This window comes from Streptomyces albiaxialis (assembly GCF_039530985.1).
Taxonomy (GTDB): Bacteria; Actinomycetota; Actinomycetes; order Streptomycetales; family Streptomycetaceae; genus Streptomyces; species Streptomyces albiaxialis.
Genome location: NZ_BAAAPE010000001.1, coordinates 577,742 through 602,728, shown reverse-complemented (window position 1 = coordinate 602,728; position 24,987 = coordinate 577,742). Strand labels below are relative to the sequence as shown.

The window sequence follows — 24,987 nt, the reverse complement described above, 5'->3', positions numbered from 1 at the left end:
TGACCATGGACGACCCCGTACGCACCGCACACCCCGGGTGCCCCCGCTGCCAAACGCTCCTCGCCGAGCTGGAGGGCACGCGGCGCCGGGAGGCCGAGCTGACGGCGCTCTTCGAGACCGTGCACGACCTCGCGGGGCTGCGCGAGCTGGACGACGTGCTGCGGGCGATCGTGCGCCGCGCCCGCTCCCTGCTGCGTACCGAGGTCGCGTACATGACGCTCACCGACCCCGGGCGCGGAGACACGTACATGCGGGTCACCGACGGCTCCGTCTCCGCCCGCTTCCAGCAGCTCCGGCTCGGCATGGGCGAGGGGCTGGGCGGCCTCGTCGCGCAGACCGCCCGCCCGTACGTCAGCGACGACTACCCGCGCGACGCCCGCTTCCAGCACACGGACCCCATCGACACCGCCGTCGGCGAGGAGGGCCTGATCGCGATCCTCGGCGTCCCGCTGCTGCTGCGCGGGCGCGAGGTCATCGGCGTGCTCTACGCGGCCGACCGCAGGGCACGGGTCTTCGAGCCCGAACAGATCGCGCTGCTGCGCTCGTTCGCGGCGCACGCCGCCGTCGCCATCGACAACGCGCGCCTGCTCACCGAGACCCGGCAGGCCCTCACCCAGCTCCGCGCCGCCAACGAGACCATCGAGCGCGCCGGGGACGTGCACGACCGCCTCACCGAGCTGGTGCTGCGCGGCGGCGGCGTGGCGGAGGTCGCCACGGCGCTCGCGGAAGTGCTGGGCGGACACGTGGAGTTCACGGAGGAGCCGGGCGCCGCCTGGGCCGGGCCCGTCGAGCGCTCCCGGCGCGACGGGCACGCCGTGCGCGAGGGCGACACCTGGATCGCGGCCGTCTCCGCGAGCGGCGAACTCCTCGGCGCCCTCGTCCTGCACGGCCACGCCGCGCTCGCCCCCGTCGACCAGCGCACCCTGGAGCGCGCCGCGATGGTCACCTCGCTCCTCCAGCTCGCCCGCCGCTCCGCCGGCGAGGCCGAGCACCGCGTACGGGGCGAGCTGCTCGACGACCTGCTCGACGCCTCCAAGCGCGACCCCCGGCTGCTGCGCGAACGGGCCTCCCGAGTCGGCGCCGACCTCGACGTCCCGCACACCGTTCTCGCCGCCCGGCTCGACGCGGCCGAGCCCGCCGACCGCCAGCGCCTCTGGTCCGCCGCCTCCCACCTGGCCGCCACCCGGCATGGCCTGGCCGCGGCCCGCGACGGCGGCACGGTCCTGCTGCTGCCCCTGGAATCGCCCGACGAGGTGTCGCGGCTCGCCCGTCAGACCGCCGTCCAGCTCGGCACGGCCCTCGCCGCGCCCGTCACCGTCGGCGCCTCGGCCCCCGTCGCCGCGCCCGCCGACGGGCCGGGCGCGGTGGCCGCCGCGTACCCGGAGGCGCTGCGCTGCCTGGAGGCGCTGGTCCGCCTCGGCCGTACGGGCGAGGGCGCCGCCGCCGACGACCTGGGGTTCCTCGGCATGCTGCTCACCGAGGGGCGCGACGTCGGCGGCTTCGTGCGCCGCACCATCGGCCCCGTCCTCGACTACGACGCGCGGCGCGGCACCGAGCTGGTCGCCACCCTGGACGCCTACTTCACCAGCGCCATGAGCCCCGTACGGGCCAAGGACCTGCTGCACGTCCACGTGAACACCGTCGCCCAGCGGCTCGACCGGGTGGCCAGGCTGCTGGGCGACGACTGGCAGTCCCCTGCCCGCGCGCTGGAGATCCAGCTCGCGCTACGGCTGCACCGCCTTTCGGGGACGCTCGTCCACTGAGGGCGCGTGGACGGGCTCGTCGGCGCCCACCGAGTCCAGGTCCCGGAAGCGGGTCTCCTTCGCGCACGCCACGGCGAGAACGGTCAGCAGCGCGGCGGCGATCACGTAGACGCCGACCATCGCCGGGCCGTCGTACTCGGCGAGCAGCGCGGTGGCGATCATCGGCGCGGGCGCGCCCGCCGCGACGGACGAGAACTGCGCCCCGATCGACGCGCCCGAGTACCGCATCCGCGTCGCGAACAGCTCCGAGAAGAACGCCGCCTGCGGCGCGTACATCGCCCCGTGCAGCACCAGCCCGACGGTCGTCGCGAGCACCATCGACCCGAAGCTGCGGGAGTCGAGCAGCGCGAAGTACGGGAAGATCCACGCCCCGACGCCCACGGCCCCCAGCAGATAGACGGGCCGCCGCCCCACCCGGTCGGAGAGCGCGCCCCACATCGGGATGACCGCGAAGTGCACGGCGGAGGCGATGAGGACGGCGTTGAGCGCGGTCTGCTGGGAGAGGTCGAGGTGGTCGGTGGCGTAGACGAGGATGAACGCGGTCAGCACGTAGAAGCTGATGTTCTCCGCCATCCGCGCGCCCATCGCGATCAGCACGTCGCGCCAGTGGTGGCGCAGCACGGCCAGCAGCGGCATCTCCTCGGCGGCATCCGTCTGCTCCCTCTTCCGGGCCTCCTCACGGGCCCGCGCCGCCTTGAAGACCGGGGACTCGTCCACGGCCAGCCGTATCCACAGCCCGAGCAGCACCAGCACGCCGGAGAGCAGGAACGGCACGCGCCAGCCCCAGCTCTCGAACGCCGCGTCCGACAGCAGCGCCGTCAGCACCGCCAGTACGGCCGTCGCCAGCAACTGCCCGGCGGGCGCGCCCGTCTGCGGCCACGAGGCCCAGAACCCGCGCCGCCGCGCGTCCCCGTGCTCGGAGACCAGCAGCACGGCCCCACCCCACTCGCCGCCCAGCGCGAAGCCCTGCACGAGGCGCAGCGTCGTCAGCAGGACGGGCGCGAGCCCGCCGACCGTCGCGTGGGTCGGCAGCAGGCCGATCGCGAACGTCGCGCCGCCCATCATCAGCAGGCTGACCACCAGCAGCTTCTTCCGGCCGATCCGGTCGCCGTAGTGCCCGAAGACGAGCGCGCCGACCGGGCGGGCCGCGAAGCCCACCGCGTAGGTCAGGAACGACAGCAGGGTGCCGACGAGCGGGTCGGAATCGGGGAAGAACAGCTTGTTGAAGACCAGGGCCGCGGCCGAGCCGTAGAGGAAGAAGTCGTACCACTCGATCGTGGTGCCGACGAGGCTGGCGGCGACGACGCGGCGCAGCGAGCGGGACTCCGCGGAGGCGGAGGGGGAGGAGGTCATACCGCGGCACCGTAGAAAGGAATCCGCGCCCCACCCATGTGTGCGGGGACCACAGCGGGTGGCCCGGACACCGGCGCGCACCACACCCAGTACGCTCGAAGGCATGGCCGACGCACCGTACAAGCTGATCCTCCTCCGCCACGGCGAGAGCGAGTGGAACGCGAAGAACCTGTTCACCGGCTGGGTGGACGTGAACCTCACCGAGAAGGGCGAGAAGGAGGCGGTCCGCGGCGGAGAGCTGATGAAGGACGCCGGCCTGCTGCCCGACGTCGTCCACACCTCGGTGCAGAAGCGCGCGATCCGCACCGCGCAGCTCTCCCTGGAGTCCGCCGACCGCCACTGGATCCCGGTCCACCGCTCCTGGCGGCTGAACGAGCGGCACTACGGGGCGCTCCAGGGCAAGGACAAGGCGCAGATCCGCGACGAGTTCGGCGAGGAGCAGTTCATGCTCTGGCGCCGCTCGTACGACACGCCGCCGCCGGAGCTGGCGGACGACGCCGAGTTCTCCCAGGCCGGCGACCCGCGCTACGCGGGCATCCCCAGCGAGCTGCGCCCCCGCACCGAGTGCCTCAAGGACGTCGTCGTCCGCATGCTGCCGTACTGGTACGACGGCATCATCCCGGACCTCCTCGCGGGCCGCACCGTCCTGGTCGCCGCCCACGGCAACTCGCTCCGCGGCCTGGTCAAGCACCTCGACGGCATCTCCGACGAGGAGATCTCGGGCCTCAACATCCCCACCGGCATCCCCCTCGCCTACGAGCTGGACGCCGACTTCCACCCGGTCAAGAAGGGCGGCACCTACCTCGACCCGGCCGCCGCGAAGGCCGCGATCGAGGCCGTGAAGAACCAGGGCAGGAAGTAGCCGTAGCGCACAGACGCGAACAGACGCGACAGGGCCCCCGTCGGTGATTCTCCGGCGGGGGCTCGTGTCACGGGTCCCGTGTCACACGGTGAACTCGTCTCACACGGTGAAGGGGACCGGGTGGATCTCGTCGGCCCGGTGGCCCGCGCGTTCGTGGACGCGCTGGACCGCCTCGGCGGAGGGGGCCTCGGAGAGGCAGTAGACCGTGCCGGACCGCGGGTCCGCCCAGGCCTTCTCGAAGTGGACGCCTTCTTCCTTCTCCAGGGCGAGGTCGGCCCGGTGCGCCTCGCGGAGCTGGTCGGCCGTGATGCCCTTCATCCCGTGGTGGACGTCCATGAACTGCGACATGGTGCCGCGCCTCCTTCCGGACTCGGGTCCGGGGCGTGCGGAACCGCTCATTCAGCTCGCGGCCCCGACACCTCCATCGTGCGCCTGTCCCGGCCCCGGCGGCGACCCCAGCCCGGCGGAGGCTCGGCTCAGGGGGTGCAGGCCGCCGCGATCGAGAGGCTGTTCTCGTAGAGGTGGTGGCGGGTGATGCGGCCGTTCTCGACAGTGAGGCGGAGGGCGTAGGGGCCCTCGAAGGTCTTGCCGGTCGCGCGGACCGTTCCCGAGAGGTGGCCCAGGATGACGGCGTCGTGGCCGTCGACGAGGAGGGTGTCGACGGAGGCGCGGGCGTCCTCCGGCACGGTGTACTCGGCCATGTCGTCGGCCTGCGCGGCGCACTCGGCGCCGGTCGAGCGGGGGCGTATCCAGGGCACCACGGGGTTCTCGGCGAGCAGCCAGTCGACCTCGTCGGCGAAGAGCGCGGTGAGCCCCTCGGTGTCACCGGCGATGCGCAGCTCGAAGAACTTCTGGACGGTGGCCCGGGTGGCGGCGGCAGCGTCGGTGGTGGCGGTGTCGGCGGCGGTGGCGGAGTCCGCGGTCGTGTTCATGGGGATCAGCCTGCCCCGTGCTCCCGGAGGTGTCGATTACCCGGCACGTAAGACGACCGGAGGCCGCTTTCGCCCTACGCTCAGGACGTGAGTTTCTTCCTGCCCGGTGAGCTGGTCGACGGCGGTGCCGGGGGCGGGCGGCCGCGGCGTACGGCCCGCGACTGGCTGGTCGACGGGATCCTGTTCCTCTGGGCCGTCGGCTGGTGGATGGGCATGACCGCGCTCCTCCAGGACCACACGTACCTGCCGCACTGGCTGGTCGTGCTCGACCCCTGGCTGGGCGGCGCGCTCTGCCTCGCGCTGTGGTGGCGCCGCAGTCACCCGCTGGCCGTGGCGCTGCTGGCCGTACCGGCCGGCGCGCTGACGGACAGCGCCTTCGGCGCGCTGTCCGTGGTCATCCTCAACACTGCGATGCGGCTGCCCTGGCGCCGCGCCGTGCTGGTGCTGGCGGCCTACCTCGCGACCGTCGCCCCGTATCTGTTGCTCTACACGGTGCCGAACGAGGGCGGCTGGCCCGTCGGCGCCTTCGCCCTCGCGTACTACCTGGTCTTCTTCGCCTGGGGCCGCGCCGCGCGGGCCCGCCGCCGGCTCGTGCTGCGGCTGCGGCAGGACGCCGAGCGGGAGCGCGCGGACCACGCGCGACGCCTCGTGGACGCGCGCCGCGCGGAGCGCCGCGCCATCGCGCGGGAGATGCACGACGTGCTCGCGCACCGGATCTCCCTGCTGTCGGTGCACGCGGGCGCGCTCGCGTACCGCACCAAGCAGACGGCGGCGGGCGGCGGCGCGGCGCTGGACGAGGCGGAGATCGCCGAGAGCGCCGGGGTGATCAGGGACAACGCGCACCAGGCGCTCGACGAGCTGCGCGAGGTCCTGCACGTGCTGCGGGCCGACGAGGAGGACGACACGAGCGGCCCGGCGTCCGGCGCGACCGTCGGCACCGGCGGCGCCACCCGCCCGCAGCCGGGGCTCTCCGGCATCGCGGCCCTGGTCAGCGAGGCGCGGGAGGCGGGCCAGCGGGTGCGTTACGAGGACGCGCTGCCCGAGGACGCGGCGCCGCCGCGCCCGCAGCTCCAGCGCACGGCGTACCGCGTCGTCCAGGAGGGGCTGACCAACGCCCGTAAGCACGCGCCGGGCAGCGAGGTCACCGTCCGCCTCACCGGTAGCCCGGGGAACGGGCTGACGCTGCGGGTCAGCAATCCGCTCCCCGAAGATGTCCCCGTCGCGGGCATCCCCGGCGCGGGCGCGGGACTGACCGGCCTGCACGAGCGCCTCGAACTGGAGGAGGGCACGCTGCACCACGGCATCGATCAGGGCGCGTTCACCCTGCTCGCCCGCCTGCCCTGGCCCCTGCGCGCTCCCTAGCGCACGAGGAACGCGCCGCAGCGCACGAGGCACGCGCCGCCCCCCCCCACGTCGCGCCCCCACGTCGCGGGGCCCTGGCCCGTCGAACCGGCCAGGGCCCCGCGAGGCCCCGTGGGGGGCTGGAAGCAGTACGGATTCCCCTGGGACGGTCAGCCGCTCAGCCGCAGCAGCCGCCGCACTGGCAAGGGCCTCCGGACTGGCATCCGCACCCGCACCCCGGGCCGCACCCGCACGCCCCGAGCAGGGGGAGCACCTGCCGCTGAGGGGGCGTGGGGGACGGGGGCGGTCCGGACGAGCGGAGCGACTGCGGAGTGGTCGGGGCAGGCTTCCGGGAGTCAGCCATGGTTCCCTCCTTGGCCTCCTGGCCTCCATGAGTCAGGCGCGGGCACCGCCATTGCACGCCCCCCGACCACGGGCGCATCAAGGGCGCGTGGAAGCACGCGCCGCCCGGAAACCGCCGGGGGCGCGTACGGGCGCTACGCCGACTCGACGGGCGCCGTCCCGTCGTTGTTCGCGAGCGCCGGGTCGATCTCGTCCGCGTAGTCGCCGGTGACGAGGTAGACCACGCGGCGGGCCACCGAGACCGCGTGGTCCGCGAACCGCTCGTAGTAGCGGCCCAGCAGCGTCACGTCGACGGCCGTCTCGATGCCGTGCTTCCAGCGGTCGTCCATCAGGTGCTGGAAGAGCGTGCGGTGCAGCAGGTCCATCGCGTCGTCGTCCTGTTCGAGCTGCATCGCCAGGTCGACGTCCTTGGTGATGATGACCTCGGCCGCCTTCGCCATCAGACGCTGCGCGAGCTGCCCCATCTCCAGCAGCGTCGCCTGGAGGTCGCGCGGCACCGGCGACTCGGGGAAGCGGAGCCTGGCCACCTTGGCGACGTGCTGCGCCAGGTCGCCGGAGCGTTCGAGGTCCGCGCTCATCCGCAGCGAGGTCACCACGATCCGCAGGTCCGTGGCCACCGGCTGCTGGCGGGCCAGGAGCTGTATCGCCCGGGTCTCCAGGTCGCGCTGGAGGTCGTCCACCTTCTCGTCGGCGGCGATGACGCTCTCGGCGAGCTTCAGGTCCGCGTCCAGCATCGCCGTGGTGGCGCGGCCGATGGCGGAGCCGACGAGCCGGGCCATCTCGACCAGGCTGTCCCCGATCGAGTCCAGCTCCTCGTGGTACGCGTCCCGCATAGCTGTCCTTCTTTCGTTCCTGGATTCCTGGATTCCTGAGTTCCTGATAGTGCTGCAGTCACCGCGTTCCCGGGGTACCGCACCCCAGGACAACTGTGATCGTCACACCGGGCTCCCGCCCTACGCTCCCACGGTCCGCCCGAAATGCGACCGGCTCCGGCATCCACGGTGAACCCGAGGCCCCCTCCGGGTTAACACTGGGCGACAGCTCTCCGCGTCAGCCCAGGGAGGGCTGGGGAGCTGTCCCCGAAGGCGCATAACCTGGATGTATGGACGTGAACGCGGCGGTCGCCGCAGCGGCAGCGATAGCCGGGCTCTGCACCGGCGTGATCGCGATGCTGGCGTTCCGCTGGAGTGAGCGCGAGCAGGCCCGCCCCACGCGGACCTCGCTGCACACCGCGAGCAGCGGCCCCGCTCTGCCCCCCGGCGTCGACACCGTCCTTTCCGTGCTGCGCTCCTCCGCGGTGGTGCTGGACGAGAGCGACGCGGTGGTCAAGGCCAGCTCGGCGGCGTACGCACTGGGGCTGGTGCGCGGCGGCAGGCTCGCCGTCGAGCCGATGCTCCAGATGGCGCGCGACACCCGCCGCGACGGGGAGATACGCCAGGTCGAGCTGGACCTCCCCCGGCGCGGCACGGGAAGGGGTGATGCCCTCGCGGTCTCCGCACGCGTGGCTCCGCTCGGCTCCCGCCTGGTGCTCCTCCTGGTGGAGGACCTGACGGAGGCCCGCAGGATCGAGGCCGTACGCCGCGATTTCGTCGCCAATGTGAGCCATGAGCTGAAGACCCCCGTCGGCGCCCTCTCACTGCTCTCCGAGGCGGTCATGGACGCCGCCGACGACCCGGAGGCCGTGCAGCGCTTCGCGGGCCGGATGCAGAACGAGGCGACGCGGCTGACCAGCCTCGTCCAGGAGCTGATCGACCTCTCCCGGGTGCAGAACGACGACCCGCTGGAGGACTCCGAGTCCGTCCGCGTCGACGAACTGGTGACCGAGGCGATCGAGCGCAGCCGCCAGGCCGCCGACAGCAAGCAGATCACGCTGGGCGCCGGAGGCACCGAGAAGCTGCACGTCTGGGGCAACCGCGGCCAGCTCGCCGCCGCGCTCGGCAACCTCGTCGAGAACGCGGTCAACTACTCACCGGCCCGCACCCGGGTCGGGGTCGCCGGACGCCGGATAGCGGCGCCCGGCGGCGACCTCATCGAGATCGCCGTGACCGACCAGGGCATCGGCATCTCGGAGAGGGACAAGGAGCGGATCTTCGAGCGGTTCTACCGCGTCGATCCGGCCCGCTCCCGGGCCACGGGAGGGACCGGCCTCGGTCTCTCCATCGTCAAGCACGTGGCCGCCTCGCACGGCGGGGAGGTCACCGTCTGGAGCGCCGAGGGCCAGGGCTCCACCTTCACCCTGCGACTGCCGGAGGCAGGCAGCGCCCGGGAGAAGGCCGAGGCGGACCGGCAGGGCCGGAACCGCCTGTCAGGCGCACTCAAGGAACCTGCCGCCTTCGAAGACGAGGAGCGGCCCCATTTCGAATCCGAAGAAACAGACGAACCCCTGTCTGCCCCGGAGGTCCGGCCGTGACCCGAGTGCTCGTCGTCGAGGACGAGGAATCGTTCAGCGACGCACTGTCGTACATGCTGCGCAAGGAAGGTTTCGAGGTCGCCGTGGCGGCCACGGGTCCGGATGGGCTCGACGAGTTCGAGCGGAACGGGGCCGACCTCGTGCTGCTCGACCTGATGCTGCCGGGGCTGCCCGGCACGGAGGTGTGCCGCCAGCTCCGCGGCCGCTCCAACGTCCCGGTGATCATGGTGACCGCCAAGGACAGCGAGATCGACAAGGTCGTCGGGCTGGAAATAGGAGCCGACGACTATGTGACCAAGCCCTTCTCCTCGCGTGAGCTGGTCGCGCGCGTACGGGCCGTGCTGCGCCGGCGCGGCGAGCCGGAGGAGGTCACCCCGGCGGCCCTGGAGGCGGGGCCCGTCCGGATGGACGTGGACCGGCACGTGGTCACCGTCGGCGGCGGCAAGGTCGATCTGCCGCTCAAGGAGTTCGACCTGCTGGAGATGCTGCTGCGCAACGCGGGCCGCGTGCTGACCCGTATGCAGCTCATCGACCGCGTCTGGGGCGCGGACTACGTGGGCGACACCAAGACCCTCGACGTCCACGTCAAGCGCCTCCGCGCCAAGATCGAGCCCGACCCGGGCGCCCCGCGCTACCTGGTGACGGTCCGGGGGCTGGGCTACAAGTTCGAGCCGTAAGCCGCGACCGTACGCGTACGCCCGAGCGCGTACGCCCGTACGCGCACGACGGAGCGCCGCCACCCCGGGGAGGGGGGACGGCGCTCCGTCGTATCCGTATGGGGTACGGGCGTGCCCGGGGGCTCAGTGGCCGGCGTGCGCGCCCTGCGAGGGAGAGGACGTGTCGGCCCGCTCGGAGGACTGGGCGCCCGGCGAGGCGGACGCGTGCGCGCCGTCGCGGCCCTTCTCGTCGGGGGAGGCGTTCGGGTCCCGCTCGCCCTCGCGGACGCCCTCGCCGCCCTGGCCCTCTTCACCGGCGCCGGGGGAGGCGGACTCGGACGGCGAGCCGGTGCCCTCGGGGATCGAGGGGCCGGCGCTGGGGCCGACCTTGTCGTAGCCGTGCTTCGCGGGCACGACCGTGGCGCGCATCTTCACGGCGCCGGTGGTGCTGAGGTCGAAGACGACCGCGTGCGCGTTGCCGTCGCGGACACCGGCCGCCTTGGAGTCGGTGAGCAGCGCGGCGGCGTTCTGCTTGCCGCCCAGCGCCAGGGAGCCGCCCGCGGGCACGGTGAGCGTCTTCTCGCCCTTGGCGGGGCTCAGCTCGGCGCGGCCCGCCGAGCCGACGGTCACGGCCTTGAGGGTCTGGTCCTTGGCGCCGTCGTTGAAGATCCGGCCGGTCACCGTGGCGGGACCGGAGCCCTCCGCCTCGGTGACGATGTTGACGTTCTGGATCTTGATGTCGCCGACCGTCTTGGCGGCGTTGTCGGGCTTGATCTCCAGCGTCTGGGCGTCGTTCCCCGCACCACAGGCGGTCAGCGTGGCGACGGCGAGCGCGAGGGTGGTGGCGGCGAGGGTGCCGCGTCGAAGGCTGCTGCTCACGGCGGCGGCAACTCCTAGGCGAGCTTGGGCGGCGGCACCGGTGATCGCGGTGGAGCGCGGTCGCGCACGTGCCGGACGCGTACGGATGGGCGTTTCGTGCGCGCTCAGGTTACCGACAGCCCGTGGGTGCCCCGCACCCGACCCTCCAACTCGCCCGCGTGTCACCGCTGAATACGCCCCGTCCGGCATCGGGCGAGGCATCCGTACGGGCGATTCCCGGGAATGCGCGCGCGCTTCAAGAATTGATCAACAGCTCATCTACGGCACTCTCTCGGGGGCTCTCGGGACGCCATTGATCAATTCTTGGGAAAGGCGTAACAACGGCCGAAGTGGAGCCTCGCTACAGCCGGACAAAACGGTCAACGGGCGGCGCGTCGGGGGGCTTCCCGGAGCGTGAGAGGCGCGTTTCCCGGTGTGCGCAGACCCGCTCCCACCTGCGAATAAGCGCTTGCAATGACCGGCCGATGCACGATACGGGGCCCGTTGTCAAGCCCCGAGATATGCCCTGACCTGCGAAAACGCCATTCAGAAGAAGGCGTTCTCGTGTTACCCTGGATAGCCACGGAAGGGGTACCTGACACATGACGTTCAAGGTTGGCGACACCGTGGTCTATCCCCATCACGGGGCCGCGCTGATCGAGGCCATCGAAACTCGCCAGATCAAAGGCGTGGACAAGACCTACTTGGTTCTGAAGGTAGCGCAGGGCGACTTGACGGTTCGTGTGCCAGCGGACAATGCGGAGTTCGTGGGCGTGCGCGACGTGGTCGGTTCGGACGGGCTGGACAGGGTCTTCGAGGTGCTCCGCGCGCCGTATGCCGAGGAGCCGACCAACTGGTCCCGCCGCTACAAGGCGAATCTTGAGAAGCTCGCGTCCGGCGACGTGATCAAGGTGGCGGAGGTCGTGCGCGACCTGTGGCGCCGTGAGCGCGAGCGCGGCCTGTCGGCGGGCGAGAAGCGCATGCTGGCGAAGGCACGCCAGATCCTCGTGAGCGAGCTGGCCCTCGCGGAGAACACGAACGAGGACAAGGCCGAGGCACTTCTCGACGAGGTCCTCGCGTCCTGATACACACTGCCGCGGTGCCCGGGTGACCCTGTCGTCACCGGGCGCCGCGGCATGTTCATAGCCGGGCGGCCCTCTTTGTCCTGCCTCGTCCAGTGCCTACTGTGGTGCTTGGCGTGCCGGGCCCGGGCGGCTAGCTCGACCGTGATCACGGAAGGGTTCGGTCGGCGCGTCGCGCCCGGCACGGTGTGGCCATACCCAACTCGGCTGAGGACACAAACCTGAACGCGCAACCGATGTCAATCGAATCGCCGGAATCCAGCGCTTCCGGAGCGTCCGGCGGCCCCGCGGGCGCCCCCGGGCGCACCGCGGTCGTGATCCCCGCCGCGGGCCGCGGCGTGCGGCTCGGCCCCGGCACCCCCAAGGCCCTCCGCGAGCTGGGCGGCGTCCCGATGCTGGTGCACGCGGTCCGCGCCACGGCGCGCGCCCGCGCCGTCGCGCTGGTCGTCGTGGTCGGCCCGCCCGACGGCACCGCCGAGGTCCGCCACCTGCTCGACGAGCACGGGCTGGAGGCCGTCGAGGTCGTCCCCGGCGGCGAGACCCGGCAGGACTCCGTCCGCCTCGGCCTCGACGCGCTCCCCGCCGACATCGACGCGGTCCTGGTGCACGACGCGGCCCGCCCGCTCGTCCCGGCCGACACGGTGGACGCCGTCGCCACGGCCGTACGGGAGGGCGCGCCCGCCGTCGTACCGGCGCTGCCCGTCGCGGACACCGTCAAGGAGGTCGAGCCGCGCGGCGACGGCGCCGCCGAGCCCGTCACCGGCACCCCCGACCGTTCCCGGCTGCGCGCCGTCCAGACCCCGCAGGGCTTCGCCCGCAAGGTGCTCGCCGAGGCCCACGCGCGCGTCGCGCGCGAGGGCGAGGGGGCCACGGACGACGCCGGCATGGTCGAGCGGATCGGCGTGGAGGTCGTGGTCGTCCCCGGCCACGAGGAGGCGTTCAAGGTCACCCGCCCGCTGGACCTCGTCCTGGCGGAGGCCGTTCTCGCGCGCAGGAGGGCGAACGTTGGCTACTGAGGCCGCTAAGACGGCTAAGGCCACCAAGGCCGCTGAGGTCACGATTCCGCTGGTCGGCGTCGGCACGGACGTGCACGCCTTCGAGGAGGGCCGCGCGCTGTGGTGCGCGGGCCTGCTGTGGGAGGGCGAGCGGTACGGCCTCGCCGGGCACTCCGACGGCGACGTCGCCGCGCACGCCGCCTGCGACGCGCTCTTCTCCGCCGCCGGGCTCGGCGACCTCGGCGCCCACTTCGGCACGGACCGCCCCGAGTGGTCCGGCGCCGCGGGCGTCACGCTGCTCGCCGAGGCCGCCCGCATCGTGCGCGACGCCGGGTTCGGGATCGGCAACGTCGCCATCCAGGTGATCGGCGTACGCCCCAAGATCGGCAAGCGCCGCGAGGAGGCCCAGAAGGCGCTCTCCGCCGCCGTCGGCGCCCCCGTCTCCGTCTCCGGCACGACGACGGACGGCCTCGGGCTGACGGGCCGCGGGGACGGCCTCGCCGCCGTCGCGACCGCGCTCGTGGTGCGGCAGAGTGCGGAGTGACGGAATCCGTACACCGCAGGAACAGGAAGAGTAGGAGCTCTCCGTGGCAGTCCTCTCCGACGAACTGAAGAAGGTCCTCGACGGCCAGGTGTTCGTGGCGGTCGCGACCATCCAGCCCGACGGCAGCCCCCAGGTCTCCCCGGTCTGGGCGAAGCGGGACGGCGACGATGTCCTCATCTCCACCACCGTCGACCGCCGCAAGACCCGCAACCTGCGGCGCGACCCGCGCGTCACGGTGCTGGTCCAGCCCGCCGACAACCCGTACACGTACGCCGAGCTGCGCGGCACCGCCACCCTCACCACCGAGGGCGGCCAGGAGCTGATCGACGAGCTGGCGCGGAAGTACACGGGGAAGACCTACGCCGAGTTCAACCCCGCCTCGTCCGAGGACGCGGAGCGGGTCGTCGTCCGTATCGGCGTCCGCAAGGTCGTCGGGCGCCTGTGAACCGGCCCGGGAGAGCCGCTCCCGCGGCTCTCCCGGACACGCGCGCGAGCAGGCGCGTGCGCCGACTACCCTGGGGCCCGTGACTCTTCGCCTGTACGACACCAGCGCCCGGCAGATCCGTGATTTCAGTCCCCTCGTGCCGGGCTGCGTCTCGATCTACCTGTGTGGCGCCACCGTCCAGGCGCCCCCGCACATCGGCCACATCCGCTCGGGGCTGAACTTCGACGTCATGCGCCGCTGGTTCGCCCACCGCGGCTACGAGGTCACGTTCGTGCGGAACGTGACGGACATCGAAGACAAGATCATCGCCAAGTCGGCCGAGCAGAACCGCCCCTGGTGGGCGATCGGTTACGAGAACGAGCGCGCGTTCAACGCGGCCTACGACGCGCTGGGCTGCCTCCCGCCGACCTACGAGCCGCGCGCGACCGGGCACGTGCCCGAGATGATCACGATGATGAGCGCCCTCATCGACCGCGGCCACGCCTACGCGGCCGACGGGAACGTCTATTTCGACGTGCGCTCCTTCCCCGACTACCTCGCGCTGTCCAATCAGGACCTCGACCACCTCCTCCAGCCCGAGGGCGAGGGCGAGACCGGCAAGCGGGACCCGCGCGACTTCGCGATGTGGAAGTCCGCCAAGCCGGGCGAGCCCGCCTGGGAGACGCCCTGGGGCCCCGGGCGCCCCGGCTGGCACCTGGAGTGCTCGGCGATGGCGCACAAGTACCTGGGCGCCGCCTTCGACATTCACGGCGGCGGCGTGGACCTCGTCTTCCCGCACCACGAGAACGAGATCGCGCAGTCCAAGGCGTACGGGGACACCTTCGCGCGCTACTGGGCGCACAACGCGTGGGTGACCATGAGCGGCGAGAAGATGAGCAAGTCGCTCGGCAACTCGGTGCTCGTCTCCGAGATGGTCCTCCGCTGGCGCCCCATCGTCCTGCGCTACTACCTGGCGTCCCCGCACTACCGCTCCACGATCGAGTACAGCGCGGAGTCCCTCGGCGAGGCCGAGGCAGCCTTCACGCGCATCGAGGGCTTCCTCCAGCGGGCGGGCGAGACGGTCGGCGACGTCGCCCCCGCGTCCGAGGTGCCCGAGGCGTTCGCGCAGGCCATGGACGACGACTTCGCCGTCCCGCAGGCCCTCGCGGTCGTCCACAACACCGTCCGGCAGGGGAACGCGGCCCTCACCGAGGACCGCAAGGACGACGTCGTCCGTACGGTCGCCGAGGTCCGCGCCATGCTCGGCGTCCTCGGCCTCGACCCGCTGGACGAGACCTGGGCGCAGGGCGGCTCGGGGGAGCGCGGCGAGGAACTGCGCTCCGTCGTGGACTCCCTCGTCCGGCTCGTCCTCGACCAGCGCCAGGCCGCCCGCGCCCGCAAGGACTACGCGATGGCGGACGCCCTGCGCGACGAGCTGAAGCAGGCCGGGCTCGCCATCGAGGACACCCCGCACGGGCCCCGCTGGGAGCTGGCCGCCGAGTAGGCGGAGCGGTACGGCGGCCCAGTACCGTTGACAGTCTGATGTTCGACCACCGCGCTGACCGCGCGCCAGGAAACAGGTAGGTGCCGTGATGGCCGGGAACAACCCGCGCTCCAACCGGAGCGTGTCCAAGAAGAAGGGCGCGCAGGTCGGCAGCGGCGGCAACCGGCGCCGCGGCCTGGAGGGCAAGGGCCCCACGCCGCCCGCCGAGATGCGCAAGGGCCACGCCAAGCAGCGCGCCGCCCAGGCCAAGGCCCGCCGCGCCCAGGGCCGCCCGCAGCGCAAGGGCGCCAAGGGCACCTCCGAGCTGGTCGTCGGCCGTAACTCGGTCGTGGAGGCCCTGCGCGAGGGCGTCCCGGCGAACGCGCTGTACGTCCAGCAGTTCATCGACAACGACGAGCGCGTCCGCGAGGCCGTGCGCGTCGCGGGCGAGCGCGGCGGCATCCACCTGGTCGAGGCCCCGCGCCCCGAGCTGGACCGGATGACCAACGGGCTCAACCACCAGGGCGTCGTCCTCCAGGTCCCGCCGTACGAGTACGCGCACCCGGAGGACCTCGCCGCCGCGGCGTACGACGAGGGCGAGGACCCGCTGATCGTCGCCCTCGACGGCGTCACCGACCCGCGCAACCTGGGCGCCGTCGTCCGCTCCGTCTCCGCCTTCGGCGGCCACGGCGTGGTCGTCCCCGAGCGCCGCGCGGCCGGGATGACGGCGGGCGCGTGGAAGACCTCGGCGGGCACGGCGGCGCGTACGCCCGTCGCGCGCGCCACCAACCTCACCCGCGCGCTGGAGGCGTACCAGAAGGCGGGCCTCACGGTCGTGGGCCTCGCGGCCGACGGCGAGGTCGAGCTGGACGAGCTGGCGGCGCTGGACGGCCCGCTCGTCGTGGTCGTCGGCAGCGAGGGCAAGGGCCTGTCGCGGCTGGTCGGCGAGACGTGCGACGTGCGCGTGCGGATCCCGATGCCGGGCGGCGCCGAGTCGCTCAACGCGGGCGTGGCCGCCGGGGTCGTGCTCTACGAGGCGGCGCGCCGCCGCCGTTGAGCGCGGCTCCCCGCTCCGGTAGCGGTTCCGGCCCGGTGATCTTGACGGGTCTCGGACAGATCGGGACGGTCAAGGCAGTGTCCTAAACGTCCATCACTCGGTTAGATGAGTGTGGACACCAGAACACCCCGCGCTGGCGCCGCGGGCCCGCGCGGTTTCTTCGACGACGAGCCGGTGCTGAGCACGGTCAAGGTTCCGTCCGACCCCGCTGAGGTGGTCGTCAATCACGCGAGCTTCCGGGTGCGGCTCGGCTCCGCGGCGGCCTCCGGGCCGTCCGGGCCCGCGCGGCCGCACGTGGGCGAGGAGACGCAGCCCATGCCCGCCGTGGCGACCGCGGGAGCCGCCGCGGGAGCCGGAGCGGGCGCGGCCGGAGCCGGCGCGGCGGCGGGCGGCAGGCGCCGTACGCCCGTCGTGTGGAGCGGCCGGGCCGAGCCCGACGACACGGGCGCGACGCGGCTGGTGCAGGCCGTCCGTACGGCCGAGGCCGAGCGGACGCACGGCACGGCGGCGGGCGACGGGGCCGGAGGCGACGCGACGGCCACCCAGGTGCTGCCCCAGGTCACCGACCCCGGCGGCCGACCGGACCGCGGCGGCCCCCCGACGGGCCCCGCCACGGTCGTCGGCCCGCCGCGCGGCCCGCAGCCCTCGGAGGCCGAGCGCCCGCTGCTGAGCGGCGTACGCCCGGCGCGCGGAGCCTTCGACGAGCCGGAGGACACCGGGGAGTTCGAGACCCTCCACGGCCGCCCCGGCGAGCCCACGACCGTGATCGACCCCCGGGAGGTCCGGGAGGCCCGGGAGGCCGACGGGAGGGAGCGCCGCCGCGGCGACGCCGTCCGGCACGGCTTCTATCCCGACCGGCGCATGAACCTCGGCGTCGTGCTGCTCCCGCTCCGCGTCTTCCTCGGCTTCATCACGGTCTACGCGGGCATGGGCAAGCTCTGCGACCCCGTCTACTTCGACGGCGGCGAGCGCGGCTCGATGGTCACCTGGCTGCGCTCCCTCGACCCCTGGGCCATCGCCTCCCCGCTGCGCGACTTCGCGCTCGCGCACCCGGTCGGCGCCGGGCTGACGGTGGCGTTCCTCCAGGTCATCGTCGGCGTCCTGACGATGTTCGGCCTCTGGCAGCGGCTCGCGGCCTCGTTCGGCGCGCTGCTGTCGGTGGCGCTGCTGCTGACGGTGAGCTGGTCCTCGGTCCCCGTGTACGACGCGCCGGACATCATCTACCTCGCCGCCTGGAGCCCGCTGATCATCGCGGGCGCGCCCGTCTACTCCGTCGACGCGCGCCTCGCGGGCGACGCCTGGCGCAAGCTCGGCCCCCGCGTCCCGCTCTGGGACCTGCGCCGCCGGGTGCTGCGCCGGGGCGCCGTGCTGGCCACGCTCATCGTCGGCTGCGCGCTGCTGATCGGCTCGCTGCTCGGCAGCGCGGTCCGCTCCTCGCAGGTCGCGACCGTGCCGCGGAAGGGCGAGACGCCCACCAACCAGCTCCCCGGCTCCCCGCTGCCCAAGCGGCCCGGCGCGAGCACCACCACGGGCCAGGCCTCCCAGGGACCCGGCGAGGCGACGGGCTCCCCCGCGGGCACCGACTCGCGCCGCAAGGCCCGCCCCTCGTCCCCCGAGACCCGTCCCGGCAACCGCCAGAGCGCGACCACGGGCCCGGAGACGACGCCGAGCCAGCAGCAGACCACCACCAGCCCCGCGCAGCGCCAGACGGCGCCTCCCGCGCAGGAGCAGCCCGCGCAGCCCGAGGCCACCACGGGCGGCTCCGCGGGCCCCGACGCGGGCAGCGCGGCCCGCAGCACGTCCACGGCGGGCAGCGGCGGCGGTACGTCCTCGACGGGCGGCGGCACCACGGGCGGCGGCGACAGCGGCGGCGGTGGCGGCGGCCGCGCGCTGGGCGGCCTGCTGGGGGGCCGGTGACGGCCCCGCGCTGACCGGCGCGCCGTACGGACGCCGTGAGGGCTGCCGGGAGAGTCTCCCGGCAGCCCTCACGCATGTCCCGGCCGGAGGTGTCTCGGCCGGAGGCGCTATTCGCCCCTGTGCTGGGCGAGTTCGCGGGCGGCCTCGGTCAGGTCCTTGGCGGTGTCGATGGCCCGCCAGTACGAGCCCTGGGGCAGCGGGAAGCCCGCGAGGCGGCGCTCCCGGGCGAGGCGCGGGAACGTGGCGCGCTCGTGGTCGCCCCAGTCGGGCAGCAGGCCGGTGAACGACGGCGAGAAGACGTAGACGCCCGCGTTGATCAGATACGGGGACGGCGGGGCCTCGATGAAGTCGAGGACGTGCCCGAACTCGTCGGTCTCCACGGCCCCCCACGGGATACGGGGCCGGGCGAGCGCGAGGGTCGCGGTGGCGTCGCGCTCGGCGTGGAACGCGGCCATCTCGCGGAGCGAGAAACGGGTCCAGATGTCCCCGTTCGTCGCGTACCAGGGCTCGTCGGCGCGGGGCAGCGAACGGGCGGCGAACTTCAGTCCGCCGCCGCGCCCCAGGGGCTCGGGCTCGATCACGGTCGTGACGCGGAGCGGCAGTTCGGCCCCGGCGAGCCACTCCTGGAGGACCTCGGCGAGGTGCCCGCAGGAGACGACGGCGTCGGTGACGCCCTCGGCGGCGAGCCAGGCCAGTTGGTGGCCGATGATCGGTGTCCCGGTGCCGGGGATCTCGACCATCGGCTTGGGACGGTCGTCGGTGTACGGCCGAAGCCGTGATCCCTGGCCACCGGCGAGGATCACGGCTTGGGTCGGATGCGCGGTCATGAGCCGCAGCCTATGCGCGGGGTGTGGTGCGTGGTGTGTGATGCGGGGTGCGTGATGCGGGGTGAGGGGACGCAGTCGCCCTCTCAGTTCATCTGGGCGACCCCGTAGGCGAACGAGGTGTCGCAGACCGGGCGCGAGTAACGGTGCGCGCGGTGCGCGGCGCCGTACTTCTTCACCGCGGCCCTGCCCAGCGCCCGCGCGATGGACGCGCAGTGCTTCGCGAGGGACGGCTTGCGCGACATCTCCTTCTGGAGGCTGGTGAGCGCGGCGGAGGGGTTCTCCTCCTGGAGCTCGGCGACGAGCCGGTCGCGGAGCACGTCCTGCGGTGCGCGGGACTTCGCCTGCGTCGACGCCTTCTCGGCGGACGCGGTGAGCACCTGCGAGTCGCTGGGCGAGGTGGCCCAGGGGACGCGGGTGACGGCGAGGGTCCCGGAGAGAACGAGGACGACCGGGAGTACGAGGGCGAGGGATCGGCCGATTCGGCGGGCTGCGTGGTTCACGCCCGCGATCGTAGCGAGGGGTAGTGATTTGGCGACATTTTGTCACCGTATCGAGGGACGGGAATTTTGGGTTGTTCGGGCGTGCGCTCGTAAAAGGGGGCCGGAAACAGGAGTGCGGCGGGCCGAGGGGCCCGCCGCACTGCCTGTCTTCGGTCTGTGTCCGGTCTGTCTCCGGTGGTGCTGATCAGTCGGAGAGACGCTCGCCGGAGGAGGTCGAGAACACGTGGGTCTCGCCGCCGCGCGGGACGACGTGGACGGTGGAGCCCTTCTCCGGCACGTTCCGCCCGGAGACGCGGACGACCAGGTCGCGGGTCTCGCCGCCGATGTCCGCGGTGCCGTAGACGTAACCGTCGGCGCCGAGTTCCTCCACGACGTTCACCGTGACGGCGACACCGGCCGGCTCGTCCTTGGAGAGCGCCGACGACCCGTCGCCGTTCGCCAGGTCGAAGTGCTCGGGGCGGACGCCGACCGTGACGGTCGTGTCGCCCTTGTCGGAGGCCGCGCTCAGGGCCTCGCGCTCGACGGGAACGACGCTGTTGCCGAACTTGACGCCGCCGTCGGTGATCGGGACCTCCACCAGGTTCATGGCGGGGGAGCCGATGAAGCCGGCCACGAAGAGGTTCGCCGGGCGGTCGTACATGTGGCGCGGGGTGTCGACCTGCTGGAGCAGACCGTCCTTGAGGACGGCCACGCGGTCGCCCATCGTCATGGCCTCGACCTGGTCGTGCGTGACGTACACGGTGGTGATGCCGAGGCGGCGCTGGAGGCCCGCGATCTGCGTACGGGTCTGGACGCGGAGCTTCGCGTCGAGGTTCGACAGCGGCTCGTCCATGAGGAAGACCTGCGGCTCGCGGACGATCGCGCGGCCCATCGCGACACGCTGGCGCTGACCGCCGGAGAGAGCCTTGGGCTTACGGCCCAGGTAGTCGGTCAGGTCCAGGATCTTCGCCGCGTCCTCGACCTTCTGCCGGATCTCGGCCTTCGGCACGCCCGCGATCTTGAGCGCGAAGCCCATGTTGTCGGCCACGGACATGTGCGGGTACAGCGCGTAGTTCTGGAACACCATCGCGATGTCCCGGTCCTTCGGCGGAAGGTGCGTGACGTCCCGGTCACCGATCCGAATGTTGCCCTCGTTCACATCCTCGAGTCCCGCGAGCATCCGCAGCGAGGTGGACTTTCCGCAGCCGGAGGGGCCGACGAGGACGAGGAACTCGCCGTCCTCGATCTCGATGTCGAGCTTGTCGACGGCGGGCTTGTCGGCGCCGGGGTACACCCGGGTCGCCTGGTCATAGGTGACCGTGGCCATGTTCTCTTCTCCTTCACCGGCAGGTACGTGCCGGACGATCCGTCGTAAAGGGAGTGGTCCACCCTGTGGACCTGCCGTGACGCTAACCCCCGCACAGCGGTTTTGTCAGTACCTCCGCTCACGCCCACCGCCCGCGAGCCCCCGAAACCACCTCGCGGGGCCCCGCACGGGGGTGGGTACACTGCACGAGCACGCCACCCCGCGCGCGTGGCTCGCCGCCTTAGCTCAGCTGGTTAGAGCATCTGTCTTGTAAACAGAAGGTCGTCGGTTCGAATCCGACAGGCGGCTCGGTTCGTATCAGCAGGTGAGAGGCCCCGTCCCGGGTGCGGGACGGGGCCTTTTTCGTGGCGTACGGCGGCGGCGTACATGGCGTGGGGCTGGCGGATGAGGGCGTATGCCTCGTTGCAGGGTGAGGGCGCCGCTCGGGGTGATGGCCTGCACGGCTGGACGCGGTTCGTGTCTGTGCAGGACCACCGCAACCTCATCCACTTGGCCGGCCCGGCTTGACGACGTGGGCGCCGCGGTGGACGTCTCTGCGCCGATTGACGGTGGTGGTCGCGTGGGCCGGTGTCCCCCGGACGGCCTAGTTGTGATGGCGGGGCGGGGGAGGGGCGGTGATCGTTTAAGGGTCAGTGCACTCTTCTCTTGGAGGCGCAATGCGTATCCGTACCGGCATTGTCAGCGCCGCCGTCGTGACGGCGGCAATCTTCTCCAGCGCCGGCGCAGCCCTGGCCGCCGACACCCCGGAGGACGTTGTCAAGCACCGTCCGGTCAGCGTCGTCGACGACGGGCCGACGGGCATCGGGGTGAACCTGCTCTGCGGGATCGGCATCCTGGGGAAGGGCTCCTGCAGCAACTGAGGCCGCAGCCTCACTGAGGCACCGGCCTCACTGAGGCCCAGCCTCCGAAGGCCCCGCCCGGGAATCGGTTTCCGGGCGGGGCCCTCCCCTGTTCCGCTACCGGCGTTCCGGCGTTCCGCTACGGCTGCCTGCCCAGCAGTGTCAGGAGGCGGGCGTGGGCGTCGGCGTCCGGCGGGGGTGTGACCGGGGCGTCGAAGAGGCCCGGCTGGCCCGTGGGGGAGACGAAGGCGCGGGCCTTTTCGTAGAGGGGGTCGGCGAGGGAGTCCTGGAGGTGGACCTTGGTGCCCGTGGCGTGGCTGAGGTCCCAGGCGTGGACGGCGAGGTCCGTCGTCATCTGCCAGGCGTAGTCCGTGGCGGGGATGGTCCCGCCCGTCACGTGGACCTCGCCCTCCAGGGCGTGCGGGGCGTGGAACGCCTCGTGGGAGGCCGCGCTCGCCTCCTCCCACGCGCGCGTCGGGTCGTCGCCGGTGACGTCGCCGTCGTAACGGGTGCCGACCTCGGCGAGGGTTTCCTTACGGAGCAGGTGCGGGGCCCAGAGGTGCTCGCTGACCAGGTGGTTCACCAGGTCGCGGGCGTTCCAGTCCGCGCAGGCGGTCATCGCGGTCCACTGGTCGTCGCGCACCTGGTGGACCGTACGGTCGAAGAGGGAGAAGGCCGCGTCGAAGGCCCTGATGACTTCGTGTGTCATGTCTTCCAGCCTGCCTCAGACCGGCTGTTTGTTCGCGTCAGCCCTGCCCCTACCCCTGCACCTACTGCTGCCGCTGGTTCTCGTTGAACTCCTCGACCCACTTCTTGTGCTGCTCGTAGTCCGCCGTGAAGCGGGTGTCGCCGGGGGCGACGGTGACGAAGTACAGCCAGTCGCCCTGGGGCGGCTTCGCCGCGGCGCGGCGGGCGTGGAGGCCGGGGGTGTTGATGGGGGTCGGGGGGAGGCCCTTGTGGCGGTACGTGTTGTACGGGGAGTCGAGGCGGGTGTCCTCGTGGGTGGTGTCGAGGGTGGAGCGCTTCAGGGCGTAGTTGATGGTGGAGTCCATCTGGAGGGGCATGCCCTGGGCGCGGCGGTTGGCGACGACGCGGGCGACCTTGCCCATGTCCGTCGGGTTGTCGGCCTCGGCCTGCACGATGCTGGCGGTCGTGAGCGTCCCGTAGTCGTCGATGCCGTCACGTGCCAGGCGCTTGTCGTACGTACGGACCATGGTGGCGAGCAGGCTCGTGGGGGTGCGGTCCTTGAGCGCGTACGTGCCGGCGGCGAGGTAGCCCTCCGGGTTCTGCTTGGCCTCGGGCGGCAGTCGCAGGGTGCCCTTGCGCGCGGCGCGCTCGGCGGCCTTGCGGGTCGTTCCCTTGGGGACGTCGAGCGCCTGGTCGACGGCCGCGTACACCTGGTACGCGCGCCAGCCCTCCGGGATCTCCAGGGTCGCCGTGTCCTCCTCGTGCTGCCTGAGCAGCAGGAATACGGCCGCTCCCGCGGCCAGGGCCAGTACGCACAGCAGGGCCACGCCGATGGGCCAACGCTTCCGCCTCGTGGTCATAGAGGGAACCGTAGGCCCTCGGGGTGGCCCCGCGTGGGCCGGGACCCCGAGTTCCGGTTACGGGCGGCTCAGGGGACGAGGACCACCTTGCCCGTCGTCGCCCGGGACTCCAGTGCCGCGTGGGCCTCCGCCGTGTCCGCGAGGCGGAACGTGCTGACGAGCGGCACCAGAATGCCCTTCGCCGCGAGCGCCAGGGACTCCTCCTCCAGCGCGCGCTTGTGCTCCTGGACCGCGGCCGCGGGCAGGGCCTGGACGGTGATGCCGCGGGCGCTCAGCTCCTCGTCGGTGAGGGCGGGGGTCGTGTCGTCGGAGACCAGGGACGACGAGCCGCCGTAGGCGTGGTGGACGCCGCCGGGCGCGAGCAGGTCGAGCGCCGTACGGGCCAGGGCGCCGCCGGGGCTGTCGAAGAGCTGGGTGACGGGACGGTCGCCGCCCAGCTCGGCCCGTACGCGCTCCGCCCAGCCCTCGCGGGCGTAGTCGACGGCGAGGTCGACGTCGAGCTCGCGGACGAGGGCGGTCTTGGCCTCGCCGCCCGCGGCGCCGACGACGAAGGCGCCGCGGTGTTTGGCGTACTGCGCCAGGAGCGCGCCCATGCCGCCCGCGGCGGCGAGGACCAGGACCGTGTCCTCGGGCGCGATACGGGCCTGGCGGAGGACGCCCATGACCGTACGGCCCGTGCCGATCATGGCGACGGCGGCGGGCGCGGAGAGCGCGTCCGGTACGGGGTGGAGCGCGGCGGCGTCGGCGACGGCCAGCTCCGCGTAGCCGCCCGGGGCCTGGCCCAGGTGGACGGTGACGCGGCGGCCGAGCCAGCCCGGGTCGGTGCCCTCGCCGAGCGCGTCGACGGTGCCCGCGACCTCGCGGCCGGGGATCGTCGGCAGCTCGGGGAGCGGGAGGGGGCCGAGCCGCCGCCCCGCGCGGAGGGTGGCGTCGATGAGGTGGACGCCGGCGGCCTCCACGGCGATCCGGACCTGGCCGGGGCCGGGCGCGGGGTCGGGGACCTCCTCGTACGTGAGGTTCCCGGCGGGGCCGAAGGCGTGCAGTCGGGCGGCGTGCATGGGGGGCTCCTCGTGATCGGCGCGGGCGGCGACGCTCGCGAGTCTGCTACTTGAAGTTACGTTCAAGTCAAGGCTTTTCCGGCCGCGGGACGGCCCCGGGATTGTCAGTGGCGCCGGGCAGCATGGACGCATGGCGAAGGCGAGTGGCGCAGGGCGAGCGGCGGGCGTACGGGAAGCGAGGCGGCCGGAGGTCCGGCTGCCCGAGTTGCGGCCGTACGAGGGGCGGGACGGCGGAGGGCTGGAGCCCGACGGGGATTACGACGGGGTGGGCTTCGAGGATCTCGACCTGGGCGGCGCGGAGGCCTCAGGGGCGACGTTCCTCGACTGCGGGATCCTCCGGTGCGGGCTCGACGGGGCGGGGCTGGAGAAGGCCCGGGTGATCGACTCGGTGCTGGACGGCGTGTGGGGTGTCGGCACGCGGCTGGCGGGGGCCGAGCTGCGGGACGTGGAGCTGCGGGACGCGCGGCTGGGCGGCACGCAGTTGCACGGGGCCCGGCTGAACCGGGTGCTGGTGCGGGGCGGGAAGGCCGACTTCCTGAACCTGCGTCAGTCGAGGCTCACGGACGTCACGTTCGAGGGATGCGTGCTCGTCGAGCCGGACTTCGGCGGGGCGGCGCTGGAGCGGGTGACGTTCGTCGACTGCGTGCTGCGGCGGGCGGAGTTCGGGCGGGTCACGCTCAAGGACGTGGACCTGCGCGGCGTCACGGAGCTGGACATCGCGACGGGCGTGGACCGGCTGGCGGGCGCGGTGATCAGTCCGGCCCAGCTCATGGACCTGGCGCCCGCGTTCGCGGCGCAGATCGGGGTGCGGGTGGAGCAGCCGGTGCGTAGGCGCACGTAAGCCAACAATTGTCAGCAGGGTTCCACACG

At 72.8% G+C, this 24,987-nt stretch carries 26 protein-coding genes and 1 tRNA gene; 15 read left to right on the top strand and 12 right to left on the bottom strand.

What is annotated here, in order from left to right; all coding sequences use genetic code 11:
* The first annotated feature begins 5 nt into the window (after positions 1-5).
* Entirely contained in the window at positions 6-1,763 is a 1,758-nt protein-coding gene (locus ABD343_RS02780) for a helix-turn-helix domain-containing protein (RefSeq protein WP_344523532.1), read from the top strand.
* On the opposite strand, the gene ABD343_RS02775 is transcribed toward ABD343_RS02780, so the two are convergent.
* A complete protein-coding gene (locus ABD343_RS02775; RefSeq protein WP_344523530.1) occupies positions 1,725-3,116 on the bottom strand; it encodes an MFS transporter in 1,392 nt (463 codons plus the stop codon). The two genes, ABD343_RS02780 and ABD343_RS02775, sit on opposite strands and share 39 nt — an antisense overlap.
* A 103-nt stretch (positions 3,117-3,219) precedes the next feature.
* Here ABD343_RS02775 and ABD343_RS02770 point away from each other — a divergent pair, with 103 nt between their 5' ends.
* Entirely contained in the window at positions 3,220-3,978 is a 759-nt protein-coding gene (locus ABD343_RS02770) for a phosphoglyceromutase (RefSeq protein WP_344523528.1), read from the top strand.
* 99 nt (positions 3,979-4,077) lie between these two features.
* Here ABD343_RS02770 and ABD343_RS02765 read toward each other — a convergent pair whose 3' ends face one another.
* Complete coding sequence (locus ABD343_RS02765) at positions 4,078-4,326, bottom strand: SCO4226 family nickel-binding protein (protein ID WP_344523526.1); 249 nt, start codon at positions 4,324-4,326, stop codon at positions 4,078-4,080.
* Between the two features lie 128 nt (positions 4,327-4,454).
* Complete coding sequence (locus ABD343_RS02760; protein WP_344523524.1) at positions 4,455-4,910, bottom strand: nuclear transport factor 2 family protein; 456 nt, start codon at positions 4,908-4,910, stop codon at positions 4,455-4,457.
* 87 nt (positions 4,911-4,997) lie between these two features.
* Between ABD343_RS02760 and ABD343_RS02755 the strand changes: the two genes are divergently transcribed.
* A complete protein-coding gene (locus ABD343_RS02755; RefSeq protein ID WP_344523522.1) occupies positions 4,998-6,272 on the top strand; it encodes a sensor histidine kinase in 1,275 nt (424 codons plus the stop codon).
* Positions 6,273-6,429: 157 nt separating this feature from the next.
* Here ABD343_RS02755 and ABD343_RS02750 read toward each other — a convergent pair whose 3' ends face one another.
* Complete coding sequence (locus ABD343_RS02750) at positions 6,430-6,615, bottom strand: hypothetical protein (RefSeq protein WP_344523520.1); 186 nt, start codon at positions 6,613-6,615, stop codon at positions 6,430-6,432.
* A gap of 133 nt (positions 6,616-6,748) precedes the next feature.
* Positions 6,749-7,447, bottom strand: a complete 699-nt coding sequence (gene phoU / locus ABD343_RS02745) for a phosphate signaling complex protein PhoU (RefSeq protein ID WP_344523518.1) — start codon at positions 7,445-7,447, stop codon at positions 6,749-6,751.
* A gap of 269 nt (positions 7,448-7,716) precedes the next feature.
* Here phoU and phoR point away from each other — a divergent pair, with 269 nt between their 5' ends.
* Together phoR and phoP are read left to right on the top strand one after the other, a co-directional pair.
* A complete protein-coding gene (phoR, locus tag ABD343_RS02740) occupies positions 7,717-9,024 on the top strand; it encodes a two-component system sensor histidine kinase PhoR (RefSeq protein ID WP_344523516.1) in 1,308 nt (435 codons plus the stop codon).
* Positions 9,021-9,701, top strand: a complete 681-nt coding sequence (gene phoP / locus ABD343_RS02735; protein WP_344523514.1) for a two-component system response regulator PhoP — start codon at positions 9,021-9,023, stop codon at positions 9,699-9,701. Before phoR ends, phoP begins: the two co-directional genes overlap by 4 nt.
* Before the next feature lie 123 nt (positions 9,702-9,824).
* On the opposite strand, the gene ABD343_RS02730 is transcribed toward phoP, so the two are convergent.
* Positions 9,825-10,559, bottom strand: coding sequence for a DUF461 domain-containing protein (locus ABD343_RS02730; protein WP_344523513.1), 735 nt, complete (start codon positions 10,557-10,559; stop codon positions 9,825-9,827).
* 581 nt (positions 10,560-11,140) lie between these two features.
* On the opposite strand from ABD343_RS02730, the gene ABD343_RS02725 reads away from it, so the two are divergent.
* The 7 genes from ABD343_RS02725 (at position 11,141) to ABD343_RS02695 (ending at position 18,040) form a co-directional block, all read left to right on the top strand.
* Positions 11,141-11,623, top strand: a complete 483-nt coding sequence (locus ABD343_RS02725) for a CarD family transcriptional regulator (RefSeq protein WP_016472332.1) — start codon at positions 11,141-11,143, stop codon at positions 11,621-11,623.
* A gap of 233 nt (positions 11,624-11,856) precedes the next feature.
* Positions 11,857-12,636, top strand: coding sequence for a 2-C-methyl-D-erythritol 4-phosphate cytidylyltransferase (ispD, locus tag ABD343_RS02720; protein ID WP_344523512.1), 780 nt, complete (start codon positions 11,857-11,859; stop codon positions 12,634-12,636).
* Complete coding sequence (ispF, locus tag ABD343_RS02715) at positions 12,626-13,159, top strand: 2-C-methyl-D-erythritol 2,4-cyclodiphosphate synthase (RefSeq protein ID WP_344523510.1); 534 nt, start codon at positions 12,626-12,628, stop codon at positions 13,157-13,159. Before ispD ends, ispF begins: the two co-directional genes overlap by 11 nt.
* Positions 13,160-13,202: 43 nt before the next feature.
* Positions 13,203-13,604: a PPOX class F420-dependent oxidoreductase gene (locus tag ABD343_RS02710; protein ID WP_344523508.1), complete on the top strand. Its 402-nt coding sequence runs from the start codon at positions 13,203-13,205 to the stop codon at positions 13,602-13,604.
* A gap of 79 nt (positions 13,605-13,683) precedes the next feature.
* Positions 13,684-15,087: a cysteine--tRNA ligase gene (gene cysS / locus ABD343_RS02705; RefSeq protein ID WP_344523506.1), complete on the top strand. Its 1,404-nt coding sequence runs from the start codon at positions 13,684-13,686 to the stop codon at positions 15,085-15,087.
* An 88-nt stretch (positions 15,088-15,175) separates the two neighbouring features.
* A complete protein-coding gene (rlmB, locus tag ABD343_RS02700; protein WP_344523504.1) occupies positions 15,176-16,123 on the top strand; it encodes a 23S rRNA (guanosine(2251)-2'-O)-methyltransferase RlmB in 948 nt (315 codons plus the stop codon).
* 105 nt (positions 16,124-16,228) lie between these two features.
* Complete coding sequence (locus ABD343_RS02695; protein WP_344523502.1) at positions 16,229-18,040, top strand: DoxX family protein; 1,812 nt, start codon at positions 16,229-16,231, stop codon at positions 18,038-18,040.
* 107 nt (positions 18,041-18,147) lie between these two features.
* On the opposite strand, the gene ABD343_RS02690 is transcribed toward ABD343_RS02695, so the two are convergent.
* The 3 genes from ABD343_RS02690 to ABD343_RS02680 form a co-directional block, all read right to left on the bottom strand.
* Positions 18,148-18,867, bottom strand: a complete 720-nt coding sequence (locus ABD343_RS02690; RefSeq protein ID WP_344523500.1) for a nucleotidyltransferase family protein — start codon at positions 18,865-18,867, stop codon at positions 18,148-18,150.
* A gap of 83 nt (positions 18,868-18,950) precedes the next feature.
* Entirely contained in the window at positions 18,951-19,367 is a 417-nt protein-coding gene (locus ABD343_RS02685; protein ID WP_344523498.1) for a hypothetical protein, read from the bottom strand.
* A 184-nt stretch (positions 19,368-19,551) separates the two neighbouring features.
* Positions 19,552-20,673 (bottom strand): ABC transporter ATP-binding protein, encoded by a 1,122-nt coding sequence (locus ABD343_RS02680; protein WP_344523496.1) that lies wholly within the window; start codon positions 20,671-20,673, stop codon positions 19,552-19,554.
* Between the two features lie 214 nt (positions 20,674-20,887).
* Here ABD343_RS02680 and ABD343_RS02675 point away from each other — a divergent pair.
* Both ABD343_RS02675 and ABD343_RS02670 read left to right on the top strand, forming a co-directional pair.
* Positions 20,888-20,961, top strand: a tRNA-Thr gene (locus ABD343_RS02675).
* Between the two features lie 368 nt (positions 20,962-21,329).
* Positions 21,330-21,533, top strand: a complete 204-nt coding sequence (locus tag ABD343_RS02670) for a hypothetical protein (protein ID WP_344523494.1) — start codon at positions 21,330-21,332, stop codon at positions 21,531-21,533.
* Between the two features lie 118 nt (positions 21,534-21,651).
* Here the strand turns inward: ABD343_RS02670 and ABD343_RS02665 are convergent, their stop codons facing one another.
* The 3 genes from ABD343_RS02665 to ABD343_RS02655 form a co-directional block, all read right to left on the bottom strand.
* On the bottom strand, positions 21,652-22,221 hold the full coding sequence (locus ABD343_RS02665) for a TIGR03086 family metal-binding protein (RefSeq protein ID WP_344523492.1): 570 nt from the start codon (positions 22,219-22,221) through the stop codon (positions 21,652-21,654).
* A gap of 61 nt (positions 22,222-22,282) precedes the next feature.
* The gene (gene mltG, locus ABD343_RS02660) at positions 22,283-23,059 is read right to left on the bottom strand and encodes an endolytic transglycosylase MltG (protein ID WP_344523490.1); all 777 of its coding nucleotides are present in this window, start codon (positions 23,057-23,059) and stop codon (positions 22,283-22,285) included.
* A 68-nt stretch (positions 23,060-23,127) separates the two neighbouring features.
* Complete coding sequence (locus ABD343_RS02655; RefSeq protein ID WP_344523488.1) at positions 23,128-24,117, bottom strand: zinc-binding dehydrogenase; 990 nt, start codon at positions 24,115-24,117, stop codon at positions 23,128-23,130.
* Between the two features lie 130 nt (positions 24,118-24,247).
* Here ABD343_RS02655 and ABD343_RS02650 point away from each other — a divergent pair, with 130 nt between their 5' ends.
* A complete protein-coding gene (locus ABD343_RS02650) occupies positions 24,248-24,958 on the top strand; it encodes a pentapeptide repeat-containing protein (RefSeq protein WP_344523486.1) in 711 nt (236 codons plus the stop codon).
* Positions 24,959-24,987: the final 29 nt, after the last annotated feature.